This is a genomic window from Halalkalibacter oceani (assembly GCF_023715705.1).
In the GTDB taxonomy this organism is placed as follows: Bacteria; Bacillota; Bacilli; order Bacillales; family Bacillaceae_D; genus Halalkalibacter; species Halalkalibacter oceani_A.
In genome coordinates this window covers 101246-117366 of record NZ_JAMBOS010000007.1, presented here as the reverse complement: position 1 = coordinate 117366, position 16121 = coordinate 101246, and the positions used below count along the sequence as shown (strand labels likewise).

11 protein-coding genes and 2 pseudogenes are annotated in these 16121 nt (G+C 47.2%); 10 read left to right on the top strand and 3 right to left on the bottom strand.

Translation table 11 applies throughout. The features are described from left to right. The first annotated feature begins 138 nt into the window (after positions 1-138). The 4 genes from M3212_RS09370 (at position 139) to tatC (ending at position 3452) form a co-directional block, all read left to right on the top strand. A complete protein-coding gene (locus M3212_RS09370; protein WP_349774184.1) occupies positions 139-1740 on the top strand; it encodes a flavin monoamine oxidase family protein in 1602 nt (533 codons plus the stop codon). 36 nt (positions 1741-1776) lie between these two features. Beyond that, complete coding sequence (locus M3212_RS09365) at positions 1777-2304, top strand: Rid family hydrolase (protein ID WP_251193704.1); 528 nt, start codon at positions 1777-1779, stop codon at positions 2302-2304. A gap of 30 nt (positions 2305-2334) precedes the next feature. After that, on the top strand, positions 2335-2538 hold the full coding sequence (tatA, locus tag M3212_RS09360) for a twin-arginine translocase TatA/TatE family subunit (RefSeq protein ID WP_251193703.1): 204 nt from the start codon (positions 2335-2337) through the stop codon (positions 2536-2538). Between the two features lie 188 nt (positions 2539-2726). Continuing rightward, a complete protein-coding gene (gene tatC, locus M3212_RS09355) occupies positions 2727-3452 on the top strand; it encodes a twin-arginine translocase subunit TatC (RefSeq protein WP_251193702.1) in 726 nt (241 codons plus the stop codon). 38 nt (positions 3453-3490) lie between these two features. On the opposite strand, the gene M3212_RS09350 is transcribed toward tatC, so the two are convergent. Continuing rightward, complete coding sequence (locus M3212_RS09350; protein ID WP_251193701.1) at positions 3491-3934, bottom strand: DUF4306 domain-containing protein; 444 nt, start codon at positions 3932-3934, stop codon at positions 3491-3493. A gap of 463 nt (positions 3935-4397) precedes the next feature. Between M3212_RS09350 and M3212_RS09345 the strand changes: the two genes are divergently transcribed. Further along, complete coding sequence (locus M3212_RS09345; RefSeq protein ID WP_251193700.1) at positions 4398-4895, top strand: competence protein ComK; 498 nt, start codon at positions 4398-4400, stop codon at positions 4893-4895. Between the two features lie 55 nt (positions 4896-4950). On the opposite strand, the gene M3212_RS09340 is transcribed toward M3212_RS09345, so the two are convergent. Then, positions 4951-5454, bottom strand: coding sequence for a sigma-70 family RNA polymerase sigma factor (locus M3212_RS09340; RefSeq protein ID WP_251193699.1), 504 nt, complete (start codon positions 5452-5454; stop codon positions 4951-4953). Between the two features lie 102 nt (positions 5455-5556). Here M3212_RS09340 and M3212_RS09335 point away from each other — a divergent pair, with 102 nt between their 5' ends. The 4 genes and pseudogenes from M3212_RS09335 (at position 5557) to M3212_RS09320 (ending at position 9471) form a co-directional block, all read left to right on the top strand. Beyond that, positions 5557-5835, top strand: a complete 279-nt coding sequence (locus tag M3212_RS09335) for a hypothetical protein (protein ID WP_251193698.1) — start codon at positions 5557-5559, stop codon at positions 5833-5835. Continuing rightward, positions 5825-6292: pseudogene (locus M3212_RS09330) on the top strand (S-layer homology domain-containing protein); the annotation flags it as partial. The gene M3212_RS09335 and the pseudogene M3212_RS09330, both read left to right, overlap by 11 nt. A gap of 75 nt (positions 6293-6367) precedes the next feature. Then, positions 6368-7339 (top strand): annotated as a pseudogene (locus M3212_RS09325) (type II asparaginase); the annotation flags it as partial. 167 nt (positions 7340-7506) lie between these two features. Next, complete coding sequence (locus M3212_RS09320) at positions 7507-9471, top strand: amidase family protein (RefSeq protein WP_251193697.1); 1965 nt, start codon at positions 7507-7509, stop codon at positions 9469-9471. A gap of 186 nt (positions 9472-9657) precedes the next feature. On the opposite strand, the gene M3212_RS09315 is transcribed toward M3212_RS09320, so the two are convergent. After that, entirely contained in the window at positions 9658-10788 is a 1131-nt protein-coding gene (locus M3212_RS09315) for a response regulator (protein WP_251193696.1), read from the bottom strand. Between the two features lie 288 nt (positions 10789-11076). Between M3212_RS09315 and M3212_RS09310 the strand changes: the two genes are divergently transcribed. Beyond that, positions 11077-16119 (top strand): collagen binding domain-containing protein, encoded by a 5043-nt coding sequence (locus M3212_RS09310; protein WP_251193695.1) that lies wholly within the window; start codon positions 11077-11079, stop codon positions 16117-16119. Positions 16120-16121: the final 2 nt, after the last annotated feature.

Sequence of the window (16121 nt, the reverse complement as noted above, 5' to 3'; positions counted from 1 at the left end):
CGGGTTTTCATCATCGTCAGGTTAGAATAGCGGAACCAATTTTCAAAAAAGTCTGTAAAATTATATCACAAAATAAAAAATATTCAGAAAAGATCAAATTATACTGATGATGAATCTACTAACAAGAGGAGGGTTAATTTGGAACAGAAACGCGGCATGACACGAAGAGACTTTCTAAACCGGGTTGGAAAGGTTGGAGGAGCAGTAGCAGTATTTGGGGCGATGGAGTCACTTGGGCTTTTATCAACATCAGCTTCAGCCAGTTCCTTTCAGCCTCCCACTCAAGGAGATTTAGCCCTTACTGGTAGAAATGGGAAGAGGATTCTCATCTTAGGAGCGGGGATTGCTGGAATGACGGCAGCCTATGAGCTTGGGAAAGCCGGCTATGACTGCCATATCCTTGAAGCCCGTCAGCGTACCGGTGGACGAAATTGGACAGTGCGCCGGGGCACCCAAGAGCAGGAAATCAACGGGGTGATGCAAACAGCGACTTACGATCCGGGGCACTACTTTAACGCGGGACCGGCGCGTATTCCGCAGCATCATGTGACGATGGATTACTGTAAAGAGCTGGGTGTGCCGTTAGAGGTGTTTTCAAACGGAAATGAACATGCATTTTATTATCAGGAAAATGTCGGCGCACTTGCAAATCAGAAGTACCGAAAGTATGAAATTAAGGCAGACGCCCGCGGTTATGTGGCGGAGCTGCTCGCCAAAGCGGTCAATCAATCGGCGCTTGATCAGCCACTTTCAAGCGACGATGCCGACAGGCTGCTGGAATACTTAAGAAGAGAGGGAGGTCTCGCCTCCGATTTTACATATCAGGGGTCAAGCGCCCGGGGATACAGCGAGCTTCCGGGAGCCGGTGATCAACCTGGTACATTAGGGCAATTGCACTCATTTACTGATTTGCTTCAATCAGGGATGATGAATCATTTCAGTTCAGAATACAGCTTCAACCAGCAAATGATGATGTTCCAGCCTATTGGCGGAATGGATCAAATCCCGAAAGCGTTTGAACGGAAGCTCGCCGGAAAAATTACCTTTGGCGCGATCGTCCGGGAAATCCGTCAGACAGGCAACGGGGTGCGAATTATTTATTCGGCAAGCGGCGGTGGAACGCAGGCGATTGAAGGAGAGTACTGTATTTGTACGATCCCTCTTCCGGTTCTGAAGAAAATTCCAGCCGATTTCAGCGCGGAAGTGAAAAATGCGATGAACCAGATCAGCTATGCGACGACTGGGAAAATCGGCTTGCAATTCAAAAGCCGTTTCTGGGAAACAGAGGACCGTGTGTACGGCGGTGTGACGACAACGAACATGGACATCAACCAAATCTGGTATCCATCCTCTGATTTCCTGGCACAGAAAGGCATCCTGGTCGGTTATTATAACTTCGGTAATAATGCAGTGACAATGGGCAATATGTCGTTAGCCGAGCGTCAGGCTCATGCTCTGGCTCAGGGAGCGAAGATTCATCCTCAATATTCGACAGAGTTTGAGACGGGCTTCTCCCTCGCATGGCATAAGATCCGTTACAGTGAAGGTGGCTGGGCGTCATACTCCGAGTCCGATTTACGAAATTACTATCCAATTTTGAACCGGCCTCAAGGGCGTGTTTATTTTGCCGGAGAGCATCTCAGCTATTATACCGGCTGGATGGCGGGAGCGTTCGAGTCGGCGCGGAAAGCCGTGAGTGAAATTCACGAAAGCGTGATGAAAGAGCCAGTAACTGCTTAAAAGCAACTACCTATGATTGGAGGATGATCTTATACAATGAAAAAAAAGCTGAAAATGACCCTTGCCTCCTGTTTGATCGGGACAAGCTTTCTAATTGGTTCCTTTGTCGGGGCGAATAGTGATCAACAAGCCATTGAAGAGCTTTCCGAGGTGACCTTTTTTGGAAACCCTTCCTCTTCGATTTCAAGCTCTGTCGCGATCCCGAGTGATTATCATATCCTTAACTTCAGTGGGACCGTACCAAGTGTGATCAACAGTGAAGGGGCAACCCTCTATGAACGGTACGGCGATACGAAAACTCAGGCCATGTCGATTTTGGAAAAGTTCAAAGTCGATTTGGAGGGAAAAGGGCTCTCGCTGGCTGATGTCACCTATTTACGAGTCTATATTACGCCGGACCCGATGAAAGGAAACGAGTTTGACTATCAAGGCTGGTTTGATGCCTATGCCGAGTATTTTGATACGGAGGATACACCAAAGGTTGCCCGGTCGACAGTTGGGGTGAGCAGCTTGGTGAATTCCGACTGGCTGATTGAAATAGAAGCGGATGTAGCGTTTAAATAAGGCACGGTGAAAAGAGAGGAGTGAAAGGCTATGTTCCTGCAAAACATTGGAATTCCCGGCTTGATCCTGCTTCTAATTATTGCTCTTGTGATTTTTGGTCCGTCAAAGCTGCCGGAAATCGGCCGGGCATTTGGACGTACGTTGACAGAGTTTAAGAGTGCGACAAGAGAGCTCGTATCCGGCGAACCGGAAAAGGAGCAAAAGGAACTGCAAAGCGCTGAGAAAAAGCAGTAACAGTTTCAGAAGAGGCTGTGACGATGAGAGACGAAACGATCTTTGTCCTGAGCTCACACGCACCGGCCCGTTGTGAGGAACCTACTCGCAACGGGCTTTAACAGATCGTGGCGGTTCCGCTCATTACTTAGGGGCTGGGCAAAAGATAAACATGACTTATACGCAAATGGGGGAAAGGAAGTGTATGTATGGAAGAGCTTAAGCTGGAAGAGCATTTGGGAGAGCTGAGGAAGCGTCTAATCATTATCCTCGTTTTTTTTGTTCTCTCTTTTGCTGGTGCCTTCGCTTTCGTTCCTAACGTGTATGATTGGATTGTCGAAACGGCAGGCCAGCAGCTGGCGATTCTGGGACCGAGTGACATTCTGTGGATTTACTTCACGCTTGCCGGCTCCTGCGCGCTGATTATCACGACGCCGCTGATTCTCTATCAGCTTTGGAGGTTTGTGGAGCCGGCGATCACGACAGAAGAAAAGGGAATCGTTGGCGTCTACATTCCGGCAGTGTTTCTCTTTTTTATCATCGGTATTTTATTTGGCTACTTCATTTTGTTTCCAAGTGTGTTAGCATTTTTGCAAACGCTGGCGGAGGATCACCTCGTCATGATGTACACCGCCGAAAGATACTTCGGCTTTTTGTTCAATTTAACAATACCGATTGGGCTTCTGTTTGAAATTCCGATTCTGATTATTTTATTGACACGCCTCGGGCTGCTGAACCCGGCCAAGCTGGCGAAGACACGCAAGATCGCCTACTTTGTGCTGACATTACTAGCGACACTCGTCACGCCGCCTGACTTGATTTCTGCCTTGATCGTCCTCGCGCCTCTCGCGCTGCTCTATGAAATGAGCATTTCGATCTCGAAGGTTGTCTATAAGAGACGGCTCGCCCGTCTTGCGGCGATTAGTGAAACGTAAGCGGCAAGGCTTTAGGGGTTATCGCGAAAGGCTAAGCATCAGCCTTTTACGATAACCCCTGTTTTGCGGAGCAAATAAGCAGCGAGGAGGAAACCAGCAAGCGTGACCAGCCACATCACATTGAGAAAGATCCGGACCCCATCTGTCGAAGAGCCGATGAATAGCAAGGATAACGCCAGGTTTATTGCTGCCGCTCCAAATAAATAATAGCAAAAAGCCTTTGTGCGTTTGCTTAACAAATAGACAAGCAAACTGACCAAATAGAGTCCGCTTAAATAGAGGAGGATGGGAAACAGCGGTCTGAATTTCAGCGCATAGACAAAATGATCAATCACCAAAATCTCACTCGCCTCCTCTATTTGGCCGCCGGTCAAAAGCTGGGTGAAAATCGCCGTATACCCCCATTCCCTCGGGTTGATTAACAGTTCACTCCCTTCATACCACGCCGCCAATAGAGAAAAAAGAAAGACGATTGCCGACAAACCGATTTGGAGAAGGATAGTAAATGAAGTTGGAATCCCCCTTGACGGAATAGTAATTACCGTTATTTGTAAAAGGATAGGAAGGATTTATTCAATAAATAGTGCAGATAAATTCGTAATAAGTATAGAATTTTCTAAAAAGTAAAAAAATTACTTGCGATTCGCGAAAGGATAGATGTATAATCTAGGGGAAAATAGTATTATTTTCATGAATCTTTAGGTTTATTGTTGGAAGAGGATAAACCTGGTCAGGAAGGGGGAGAAGTGGAGGCAGCAGGAAATTTGTAAAGCTGGCATGCTGATAAGAATGCAAATCTATCATGTAGCGTTGCGGTCTGTTAATGGTGTGTAACAGGCACTGTTCTCACGGGGATGTTTATTTGATTCCACATTGTTGCTTTGTTTTTGCGTTGTCATCGACAGGGTCTGACAAGAAACAAAAACTAAAATGGGGGAATGTAAAATGAAATCTAACTATGTGAGTACTTACGAAATTCATGAAGAGACACTTGCACTCTATCCACACCGCGATGTGGAATATCAGACGAAAGTCATTGAAATGGAAGCCGTTTATTATGTGAAGGAGCCGCCTTTGCGGATCATTGAGCAATCCTGCAAGCTGAACGGCGCCTCTTATGCCGGTAGAAGGGAGTGGGCGGCCTATGTTACGAAGCATACATACAAACTCCCGATCCTCATTCAGGAGCAGGGCAGCATTATTGCCAGCCCGACTCATTCACCGGAGCATCTTGACTGCGTCTGGATTTTGGCGGCTCATGTCACGGACCTTTACCCGGATCGGAGCGGCCCTGATGAAAAAACAACGATTCTATTTCGTACTGGATTAAAGCTGACCTTACCAGTTTCCTATGCCTCCTTCCGCTCACAGCTTCTGATCAGCCGCGCGTGTCTCGGATATTTTCAGGCAAGATCCATGCGGCATAAGCCGAAAAACTGCTAACGCGCGCGTCCGCGATAAAGCTTTCTTATCCAGTTTCCGGTTCAAGCCCCCTCTTTTACGAGCGGAGATGCTTGAACCTGTGACGTAATTTTTTAAGTGCTTGCTTACGCCAGGACGCCACGGTATTGGGTGATACTCCTTGCTCGGTCGCAATTTGACCGAGCTTTTTTTGCTGGAGGAATGTTTCGACGACCCACAGGCGTTCACGTTCTGAAAGCAGAGGAAGATAGTCCTCAAGAGGCGGACTGACTGCTTCGAATGCCTGTTGGCTACCCTGGTCGATGAGTCGATAGTCGCTGTGGTCATCGTGCAGTTGATGGCGCTCGCTAAATTGCTGTTCCTTCTGCATGAACATCAGCAGATGACCGCGCACAACCTTTTGCGCGTAGCCGGGGAACGCTCCCTTTTCAGGATCGAAGTGACAATACGCCGTCCAGAGGGCGATCATTCCGACTTGGTAATAATCCTCGTAATCCCGGTAAAGATTGAGCTTTTGGATAAGGCTTTTAATCAGCGGCTCGTAATCTGTCAATACTTGTTCAAATGGTTGATGGTGCATCGCTCTTTCCTTTTTCAGAAGCGCTTCTGCAAGATTCCGCGGTAGTTTTAGCGTACAAAAGAGGAGAAAAATGGTCATCTTGCTGAAACGGAGAGAGCACTCTTGTGCGAAAGAGCGTTTCGGCTTTTTTGTTATGCCGTTTTAAAAAATTCAACAGGGACCGTTTTCGCAATTGAGCAAAAGCCCCCTTTTAAAAAAAATTACTTGCAGGTTGGAGGAAGCGGCTTCCCACCGTTTTTCATTGATGACTTAGTGCGCGGTTTTTTTGATCTGTGGGAAAAGATGTGTCAGAAAACCTGTCAAAAATCTGTATGTAGCTTAACGAAATATTTTAAAATGGGTGGTGATTATTTCAAAAAGGAGGAAAAAAATGCAGGATAAAGGCAAACATATGTTGATGGTAATCTCATTGCTCTTTTTTCTGGCGGTAAGTCCACTTGCCACATTGGCCGATAGCGAGGTCTTTTCCGATGTGGAAGGAGCGATGAAGGCTGAAATCATCGCAGCGCACGAACTAAATTTAGTAAATGGTTTTCCGGATGGTACATATCGACCTCAGGATGAGGTGACGACGGGGCAATTCTCTATCATTCTTTCACGGGTATTTCAGGAGAATGGGATGAACGTCGAGCTTGAAGCAGGAGACGCAACTCCGATTACAAGAGAGCTGGCTGCTCATTATATGAATCTTGGTTTACAGCTTGAGCCGGTAGTAGAGAGTTTCCGTGATGTGCCGGCTGAAAGTGAATTTGCCGGAGATATCGGTGCGATTGCCGCTACAGGACTGATCACCGGCTATACGGCGGATCGCTTCGGTTATGGTGATACGCTGACCCGCGCCCAGGCGGCGGCTTTGGCGGTTCGTCTGTATGAATATGTAATGCCGGCTGAAGAGCTGGATTTCACTGCGGACAACGAATTGCCGAATGTTGCGATTTTGGCGACAGGAGGCACGATTGCCGGCTCCGCGCCTTCCAACACAGCAACGACCGGCTATCAGGCCGGCTCAATTGCGATTGAAACGTTGATCGAAGCGGTACCCGAGATGGAGGAAATCGCCAACATCAGCGGCGAGCAAATTGTCAGTGTCGGCAGCCCGAACATTACAAATGATACGCTGCTGACGTTAGGAAAACGGATCAATGAGCTGCTCGCGACGGATGAGGTTGACGGAATTGTCGTCACGCACGGAACAGATACGCTTGAAGAAACAGCCTATTTCCTCAATCTTGTTGTGAAAAGTGAGAAACCGGTCGTCGTCGTAGGGGCGATGAGACCGGCGACGGCGATTAGTGCCGATGGCCCGATGAATTTATACAATGCTGTACTCGTTGCGGGACACGAAGAAGCAAAAGGACGGGGCGTGCTTGTTGCCTTTAATGATCGGATCGGCGCGGCAAGAGAGATTACGAAAACAAATACGACGGCGCCTGATACGTTCAGATCAACCGAGCAAGGCTACTTAGGAAGAATAGTTGGTGGCAAGCCGTATTTCTACAACGAAACAACACGCAAGCATACGACGGAAACAGCCTTTGATATTTCCAATCTATCAGCATTGCCGCAGGTTGATATTATTTACGGCTACCAGAATGATAATCGCTATATGTATGATGCGGCCGTTGAAAATGGGGCAAGAGGAATTGTGGTCGCTGGCTCAGGCAATGGGTCGATGTCAAGCATCAGCGTAGAGGGCGCTCAGGCGGCAACGGAAAAGGGCGTTCATGTCGTTCGTTCAACGCGTGTAGGCAATGGCACGGTCTCGGAAAGAAACAGCTTAACGGCGGATTCTCTTAACCCGCAAAAAGCCCGTATTCTTTTAATGCTCGCTCTGACAGAAACTGATGACCCGGCTGAGATTCAGAGATTCTTTAACGAATATTAAGCTTAATGTTCCAGGTCGACTAACGTAACAGACCTTTGCAGGAAGGGGCTCGGCAAAAGGGAAAACAACCTTTTTCTCAGCCCCTTGCAGTGATTCCTTTCTGCACGCCCTTTTGCGGAACGGAGCACTGCCTTTCTTTTTCACGCTACTTACATGAGGAGGGAACTATGCGAAATCAGCTGAAACAACTGTTTATGAGCGTCGTGTTCTTATCGGTGCTGTTCGCAGGTCCGCTGCTGACACTTGCGGACACGGATGTCTTTTCCGATGTGCAGGGGCAAATGGGGCAGGACATTATGGAGGCCTATCAACTTCAATTGGTTAACGGGTATCCTGATGGGACTTACCGGCCAAATGAGGAAGTGACAACTGCCCAGTTTTCAACGATATTATCACGCGTGTTTGCAGAGCATGAAGTGGATGTGTCGCTTGACAGTGGGGATGCGACTCCGCTCACTAGGGAAGAGGCTGCATATTATATGAATCTGGGACTTCGTCTGGATAAGCAGGCTGAACACTTCAGTGACGTGCCTGATTCCAGTCCGTATGCCGGAGATATCGGCGCGGTTCAGCAGACGGGCATCATTAACGGCTATAGCGAAAGCCGTTTTGGTTATGGGGATACATTAACGCGTGCGCAGGCAGCTGTATTTGCGCTTCGTCTCTATCATTATCTCGATCCGTTTGAACTTGAAGAAACGACGATTGCCGCTATTCAGGCGGCGATGGATCGTGGGCTGCTGACAGCTGAAGAGCTTGTCGGGATGTATCTTGAGCGGATTGACTTATATGATCAGCAGGGGCCGGCGATTAACTCAATTATTGCGATTAACCCGGAGGCCGAAGCGATTGCGCGGGAGCTGGATCAGGAACGCGCTGCAAGCGGGCCGCGCAGCCCGCTGCACGGGATTCCGGTTGTCGTGAAGGATAATTTTGATACGGTCGATATGGCGACAACAGCTGGCTGCTTATGTTTAAAGGATTCGTTCCCGCTTGATGATGCTGAGCAAATTAGGCTGCTTAAAGAGGCAGGAGCGATCATCATCGCGAAGGCGAACCTGCATGAATTTGCATTCGGCATTACCACGGTCAGTTCACTTGGTGGACAGACGCTGAACCCGTATAATCTCGAGTATTTGCCGGGCGGATCAAGTGGCGGAACAGGGGCGGCGCTGGCGGCGAACTTTGCCGTCGCCGGACTTGGGACGGACACCGGCGGGTCAATCCGGATTCCGGCCGCCTTTAACAGCCTGGTCGGCATTCGCCCTACCATCGGCTTAACGAGCCGTGACGGCATTATTCCGCTGGCCCTGACACAGGATGTCGGCGGGCCTCTCGCGCGGACGGTGGCGGATGCGGCGCATATGCTTGATGCGACGGCGGGCTATGATGAGAAAGATGTGGTGACCGCATGGAGCAAAGGACAAATCCCGGCTAGTTATACTGATTATCTCGACGTTGATGGTCTGCAAGGAGCGCGAATTGGCGTTGCCCGCGAGCTGTTCAGTGACGCTGCTGAAAGTCAGGAAGTTAATCGCCTTGTCGAGCAAGCGGTCCGCGATATGGAGCGGCTCGGCGCGGAAATGATCGACATTACGCTGCCGAATCTCGAGGAAATCAGTCAGTATCCAAGCTTGAGCAGCTGGGAGTTCAAATTCCAATTAAATGATTATCTGGCTGAATTGGGTCCGGCCGCCAAGCATCAATCGTTAACGGATATTATCGAATCGGGTGAAATTGAACAGTCAATGAGAGATTCCCTGATTGCGAGAAATGAGCGCGAATCGTTGGATGAAGAGGAATATAAGGATATTGTTCTCTTCCGTACAAGAATTACGCAGGAATCGATCATGAAAGCAATGGCTGATCATGATTTGGATGCGATCGTGTACCCGACAACGACTCACCCGGCGGCCCTGGTTGGTCAGAATCAGACTTCCGGCACGAACAACCGTCTGTCTGCTTTCAGCGGTTTCCCGGCAATCTCGCTTCCGGCCGGCTATACGTCTGCCGGAACCCCGGTTGGCGTTGAATTGCTTGCCGGACGTTTTGAAGAACCGCTATTAATAAAACTCGGTTACTCATACGAGCAAGGAACACAGCATCGGAAAGCGCCTGAAATCTTACAATAACAAAGTTGAACAGCATCCCAGGACCGAAGCGTCTTACGGGATGCTTTTTTTGATGAAATGGGAGCTGAGAGTCGCTTCGACAAACAGGAGAAATAAGGATTACGCTTGATATGTTATTTCAACAGGAGCCCTTATGTAGATAAACGATGCCCTTATAACACGCCCTCTTTAAAAAAATGAACAGGTCTATAGATCATGATGAATAAGCTCATACAGCTTTCTCGTTTTTTCCTCCGGCTCCAGACCAATGTCGTTAAGCATCGTGGTTTTAAAGTGATCATACACCTGGAGCGCCTTCGCCCGAGAGCCGGCCTTCGTATAAGCAAGCATTAACTTTTGCACGACGTGTTCTGCGTATGGATTCAGTCTTTGCAGCCAATGCAGATACTTGAGCTGAGAGGAGGGTAATCCAGCATCCTCGTAATACTTAGCCAGCCTCTCAAGCTGAATGATCATCAGCTCATGTAAATAACTTGCTTTTGCATGTGCCCATTCATATCCATCTTGTTCAAGATAGCCCCCGGTGTATAGCTCAAGCGTCTCCTGTATCGCATGAATCGTCTCTGTATTGACTGTGTGATAGGCTTCGAGTAAGTGTTCAAAAGTATCGACATCGCAGTGATAATCATGAAGCGATAGCTGATAGTACTGACTTGAAAACGTGATACTTTCTTCTTCTCCAATCGTCGCCAGTAATTTTCTTAAATAGGTCAGAGAGGTATGAAGCTGGATTTTCGCCTTGCGGTAATCATGGTCGCTCCATAGCTGGTCAATAATTGTATCCCGGTGTACCGGCGTATTGTGATGCATAAACAAATAGGCGAACAGCTCCTTGACCTTCAAGGTTTTCCATTTGACCGGTGTATTGTAAATTTTTACTGAAAAATGATTAAAGCATGTGATTTGTAAGGGCGCGTTTTTCTCTACCTTGGTAGGGAGGGAGGCGCCCTTCGTATGTTGCAGCTTTTTTTCCACTCTTTTTAGCGTTTTCTCCAGTCGGGTTCGCAGGATTGGTTTTAGTATGTAGTCAACCGTTTCTTGTTCAAAAGCGGCTACAGCATAATCTGTGTAGCCGGTAACAAACACGATTTGAACGGCGGGCTTCCATTTCTGTATGTGGGAAGATAATTCTAATCCGCTTATCATTGGCATTTCAATATCTAAAAAGGCGACATCGAAATCAAGCATGGCCAATTCCTTGATCATCGTCTGACCACTTGAAAATGAAGCTACTACATTAACCTCTAACTCTTCTAAATTCCGAACCAATCTTTGGCGAGATAGTTCTTCATCCTCAACAATTATTGCTCGAATCATAACATTCCCTCCTTCTTCCTGGATAATTTTAATCTCTATATTACAAGTAATTTACTATAACCTCCATTCAATGTTTGTCGATTGAAAGCGATTATATCACTATAACAAGTAAATAGTCATATGGACACGGTACTAAAGGTCCGAATATTAATAACATTTCCATCGTAAGTTGAATTGTATAAGTGTTTTATAAGAAAAGGTAAAGAGATGCATAAGAGTGTTTGCTTATCATGACACAGTAAAGGCCGGATCAGGCTTAATAAATAGAAGGCAAGGAGGAAGCTGCAGTTGGGTAGAAAAATTGGGTTAGCCGCTTTTGTGTTGTTGTTTGTCATTCAGACACTGACGATAAATATGGGAATATTACCTAGTGCGAAGGCTTCACCACAATCGCTTTTCACAAATGTTGTGCTGACTGATGGAAACGGCAAACGATTGGATGCGAGTACGGCAGTGGAGAAGGACTCTTTGGTCAATGTACATATTGGCTGGGAACGTAGTCAGCACGTCACGGGCGAAACATATTCGATTACATTGCCTAAGGAATTAACGATTTCACAAGAACAACAAGGTATATTAACCGGAGCAGGCGGCACAAATGCCGGGACGTATCGCGCCGCCAATGGAGTGATTACAGCCTCTATTTCTGACAACGGCAGTGCGGTGGAGGGGAAAGGCGAATTTACGATCAAGGCTGGATTCAATCAGGGGATGATCCGGGATCGCGATCACATGCAACTGAGCATTTCCGCCGGTGGAAAGACTTTTTCGAGTACGGTCGCTTTTGCCAACAGTCTAAAAGCCGCAGAGGCCGAAGGGCCTGCCGAACAGGATGAGCAAGAGACGCCTGCCTCTGAAACAGAAACCGAGGAAGGTGCACAAGAAGGCTCTCATTCAGAGGGCGGAGCGGAAGAAGGAACCGATCAGGATGCTCATTCTGAGGACGGAGCAGAAGAAGGAACTGATTCTGACGACGGAGCCAAGGAAGAAAATCCTGCCGCGGAGGACGGCAATGATGAAGAGGGAACGGATCCGGCTGAACCGGACGCAGACAGTCCAAATGATTCCGGTCAGGAAACAGAATCAGGGGATGACTCAGAAGCGGGAACAGAAGAAGGTCTGGAGGAGGAAACAGATCAGGAGCAAATGGAAGAAGACGCGGCTGACGTCATTGAGGAAGAAGAAAGTCTGCTAGACGAATTTCTTGAGGAGAATGATCCCTCTGTCATTAAAGAAAATATCATTACGAGCATTCTATTAAAGGATGAGGATGGCAACGAATTCGGTCCTGACAACCAACCTTCCCTCGGGGAGATCGTTGACATTCATCTCAACTGGAAACTGGAGAACGGTCATGGCTATAAAGCCGGTTCGACCTTTACTTTTTATTTGCCGGACGCTTTTGAAGTCTACAATCCGGTAAATGGCGAGCTGACCTTTGGATCGACCAACATGGGTACGTTTGAGCTGGGTATGGATCGAAAGGTAACAATGACCTTCAATGAAACGATCGAGCAGCTTTCCAATATTATGGGGACGCTAAATTTCCGGACAGCGTTTCGTGAAGATCTTGTAGGAGATATTATCCAGGAAATTGTTTTTGAAATTAGAGATGAAGTGATCGCAACTATTCCTGTTCATTTTAAGCCGAAGCCGGGCAGTACGCTGGAAAAGCGTGGCACACCGGATAAAGGCTACAATGCGAAGGAAATCACCTGGACGATTGATTTGAATAAGTCGCTGCAGGCCATTGAAGGGGCGGTTCTGGAAGATCCGATTGAAGAAGGCCAGGCATTTCAGCCAGGGTCAATCGAAGTGTATGAGCTGAATATGCAGCTTGATGGCAGCGCTGTCCAAGGCAATCAGGTAGCAATGGGAGATGGAACATTTCCGCTCAACTTTGGCGATATTTCCACAGCTTACCGGGTTATCTTTAAGACGGACGTCATTATTGAAGATGCCACCTCGTATGAAAATAAAGCGTTTTTAAAGGGTGACAATATTACTGATCAGGAAGCTTCGGCGAAAGTGGAAACCCGGCGGGGCAAGCCACTTGAAAAGCGGGCCGTCCGTTATGATGGTCCTAATCAGCTGATTACGTGGGAAATCAAATTTAACTATAACGAGAAGTCGATCCCACAGGCTGAGGCAAAGCTGACCGATCTGTTTTCAGATAGTCATCTGCTGGTGGGGGACTCCTTTGAAGTGTATCAAGTAGAGATTAATGAAGATGGCGGTGAAGCCGCGCAGACGGAGTTTACCAACTATTCCGTTATTCCGGCGGGGAATGGATTTGACCTGCAATTTAACCAGGATATTTCTCATGCCTATAAAATCATTTATCAAACGAAAGCTAAAGACCGTGTATATCATGATGGCACAATCGTAAATAAAATAGAATTCGGTGAGCATGAATCTTCCGGTTCACAGCCAATCAGGCAGCAGATACTCGAAAAGAGCAACGGGTCAGCTAATTATAAAGACAAGACAACGAATTGGACGATCGTCTTTAATAAAGACTCTCATGAAATGACAAACGTTGTCCTGACGGATGAATTTACGAATAAAGGGTTACCTTTTATGGAAGACACACTTGTTATTAAAGAGGGCAACCGTGAACTAGATGAAAGTGAGTACACACTTCATTCGTTTGAAGATGGCTTCAGGATTGAATTTCAAGGAACGATCAGCACACCTCGTACGATAACATATACAACCGGCTTTGATTATGATCGGAGAGAGGACAGGAGCAAGAATTTCATCAATGAAGCCACATTGAATTGGAAGGATACTGCCGGTGTGGATAAAACGCAAAAGGCGACTGCTGTCTTCAATCCGGACCGGTATACACAAAACAATGGCTTTAAGAATGGCTCCTATAATGCCGTTACAAAGGAAATTACATGGAATGTCGGTTTGAACTATAACTTGAATGAGTTAGAGAATGTCGTTGTGACAGACTACATCCTCGACAATCAGCAACTTCTTGAAGATTCGATTGAGGTTTATCATATGGAGTTGACAGGTGGCGCTGATGGGGTGAGACTCGGAGAATCGTTACATCTGGGGACTGATTATACAATTAAAAAGGTAGAAAATTCCAACGGGGAACCGGGCTTTGAAATCTCATTTAACAACACGCTGACAACACCATATTGGATCACGTACAAAACAAGTTTAGCAGATCAGCTTATTAAGGATCGTTATCATAATAGAGCGCTCGTTCAAAGTGCTAACGATCATCCTTTACAGCTTGATGCTTCGCTCTCCATTAAGCATGGCGGCGAATTTACCGGAAAAACAGGAACGCAAAATGGCAAGGTCATTAATTGGCAAGTGAAAATCAATTACAGCCAGTCTCATATTTCCAATGCCAAATTAATCGATCGGCCTAGCGCAAATCAAATATTAATGCGTGATTCCTTTAAGCTGTACGCAACGAATGTTGATGAAGGAGGAAATATCACAAAAGCAGGTGAGTTAGATTTTGGCGAGGATTATACGCTTGAATTTTTAGAGGATGAGAGCGTGGAGTACTTTGAGCTTCGCTTCAGTCAGGATGTTGACCGCGCCTATATTTTGGAGTATCAGTCCTTTATTAGCGCCACTGACGGGAAAGAGGTTAAGAACACAGCTACTCTATCCGGTGAGCATATTACAATAGAAGAAACAGAATCGAATGAAACGATTATTGTCAGATTCACGGATGGATCCGGAACGGGGAGCGGTGAAACAGGAAGCCTTGAAGTGACGAAGGTCGCTGCCGGAACAGATGAACCGTTAGCGGGCGCTCGTTTTACGCTCTATGACAGTTCGGGAACCATTGCTATCAGAACGTTGGAAACCGGAGCTGACGGGAAGGTTACATTTGAGAACCTGTTGTTTGACGACTACTTGCTGAAGGAGACGAGAGCTCCGGAAGGATATGTTGTCGGTATCGCGGATACGCTGCCAGTGAAGATTGATGGGAACAATTCGGTCAAAGTTGAAAATCAGAAACTGAAGCGTGCGGTTCAGCTTGAAAAGCTAGATAAAGATACACAGGAGCGACTGTCAGGGGCTATTTTTGAGCTGAAGAAAAAGCAGGGAAATGATTTTGTTACTCTTGAGGAAATAGAGACGAATGAAGAGGGTGTTATTTTGCGCCACAATTTGGAACCGGGAGAGTATCAATTCGTTGAAGTGACTCCTCCATTTGGGTATGAGATTGACACAACTCCAATTTCGTTTACTATTACGCAAAATCAGATTGAACTGCTCAAACTGCAAATGGAAAATACGATCATACTGGGAGCGGTTGAGCTTGTAAAGGTCGACAAGGACGAACCGGCACTGGTTCTGGAGGAGGTTGAGTTTGAGCTTCAGGATAGTCAGGGCACGACGTTACAGACCGGCTTAACGACGGATCAGGACGGCAGGCTGGTGGTTGACGACTTACGGCCGGGAACGTATCAATTTGTGGAAACGAAAGCAGCCGAACATTATCTACTGCCTGATAAGCCGTTTGAATTTACGATTGTGAAAGGGCAAGAAGAGCGGCTGATTGTTAGAGCCGAAAATCAATTGATTCCGGGTGCGGTTGTACTGATCAAGGTTGATCGCAGAAATCATGGAAACGTGCTTGCCGGCGCGGAATTTGAGCTGCAGGACCGAAACGGTGTAGCATTGAAAACGGGGTTAACGACAGATGAAGATGGAAAGCTCGTTGTCGATGAACTGAGGCCTGGTGCGTATCAATTTGTCGAAACAAAGGCACCAGCGGGCTACCGTCTTGATCAGACGCCGCATTTATTCACCATTGAATTAAATCAGCAGGAGAGCGTTAAACTTCTCGTTGAAAATCAGCGTCGCAGCTCTGGTGGAGGCGGCGGTGGAGGACCAAGACCGCCTGAGGATCCGGACGAGAATGAAGAAGAAGATCCGGAAGAGCCTGGCGATAACGATGGAGAAGAGCCAGGTGATAACGATGGGGAAGAACCAGGTGGCGGTGATGGTGATAATCCTGGTGATCCGGATAATGGTAACGGTGATGATCCTGACCATAGTGATGATCCAGGCGATAATGGTGATGAAGATCAACCGGAACCTGGTCCTGGAACCGGAGATAATCCGGGTGGTGGCGATAAAGAAGATAAAGAGCAGCCGAACGGCGGTGGGCAAGGGAACACGCCAAATGATCGGGGACCATCTATTGAAAAAGGACCGAATTCTGGTCAGTTGCTTCCACAAACAGGAGAAGAGAGATTCCTTTATATGCTGATTCTTGGCTTGATCTGCCTGACGCTTGGTGGCGGAATTCTGCTTCATCGCCGATTCAAGTCAGTTGAGTAAAG

Excerpts from the sequence above, each read along its gene's own strand:
- M3212_RS09340 (WP_251193699.1), bottom strand. The coding sequence starts at position 5,454 with ATGCACCATCAACCATTTGAACAAGTATTGACAGATTACGAGCCGCTG.
- tatC (WP_251193702.1), top strand. The coding sequence starts at position 2,727 with ATGGAAGAGCTTAAGCTGGAAGAGCATTTGGGAGAGCTGAGGAAGCGT.
- tatA (WP_251193703.1), top strand. The coding sequence starts at position 2,335 with ATGTTCCTGCAAAACATTGGAATTCCCGGCTTGATCCTGCTTCTAATT.
- M3212_RS09365 (WP_251193704.1), top strand. The coding sequence starts at position 1,777 with ATGAAAAAAAAGCTGAAAATGACCCTTGCCTCCTGTTTGATCGGGACA.
- M3212_RS09315 (WP_251193696.1), bottom strand. The coding sequence starts at position 10,788 with ATGATTCGAGCAATAATTGTTGAGGATGAAGAACTATCTCGCCAAAGA.
- M3212_RS09320 (WP_251193697.1), top strand. The coding sequence starts at position 7,507 with ATGCGAAATCAGCTGAAACAACTGTTTATGAGCGTCGTGTTCTTATCG.
- M3212_RS09345 (WP_251193700.1), top strand. The coding sequence starts at position 4,398 with ATGAAATCTAACTATGTGAGTACTTACGAAATTCATGAAGAGACACTT.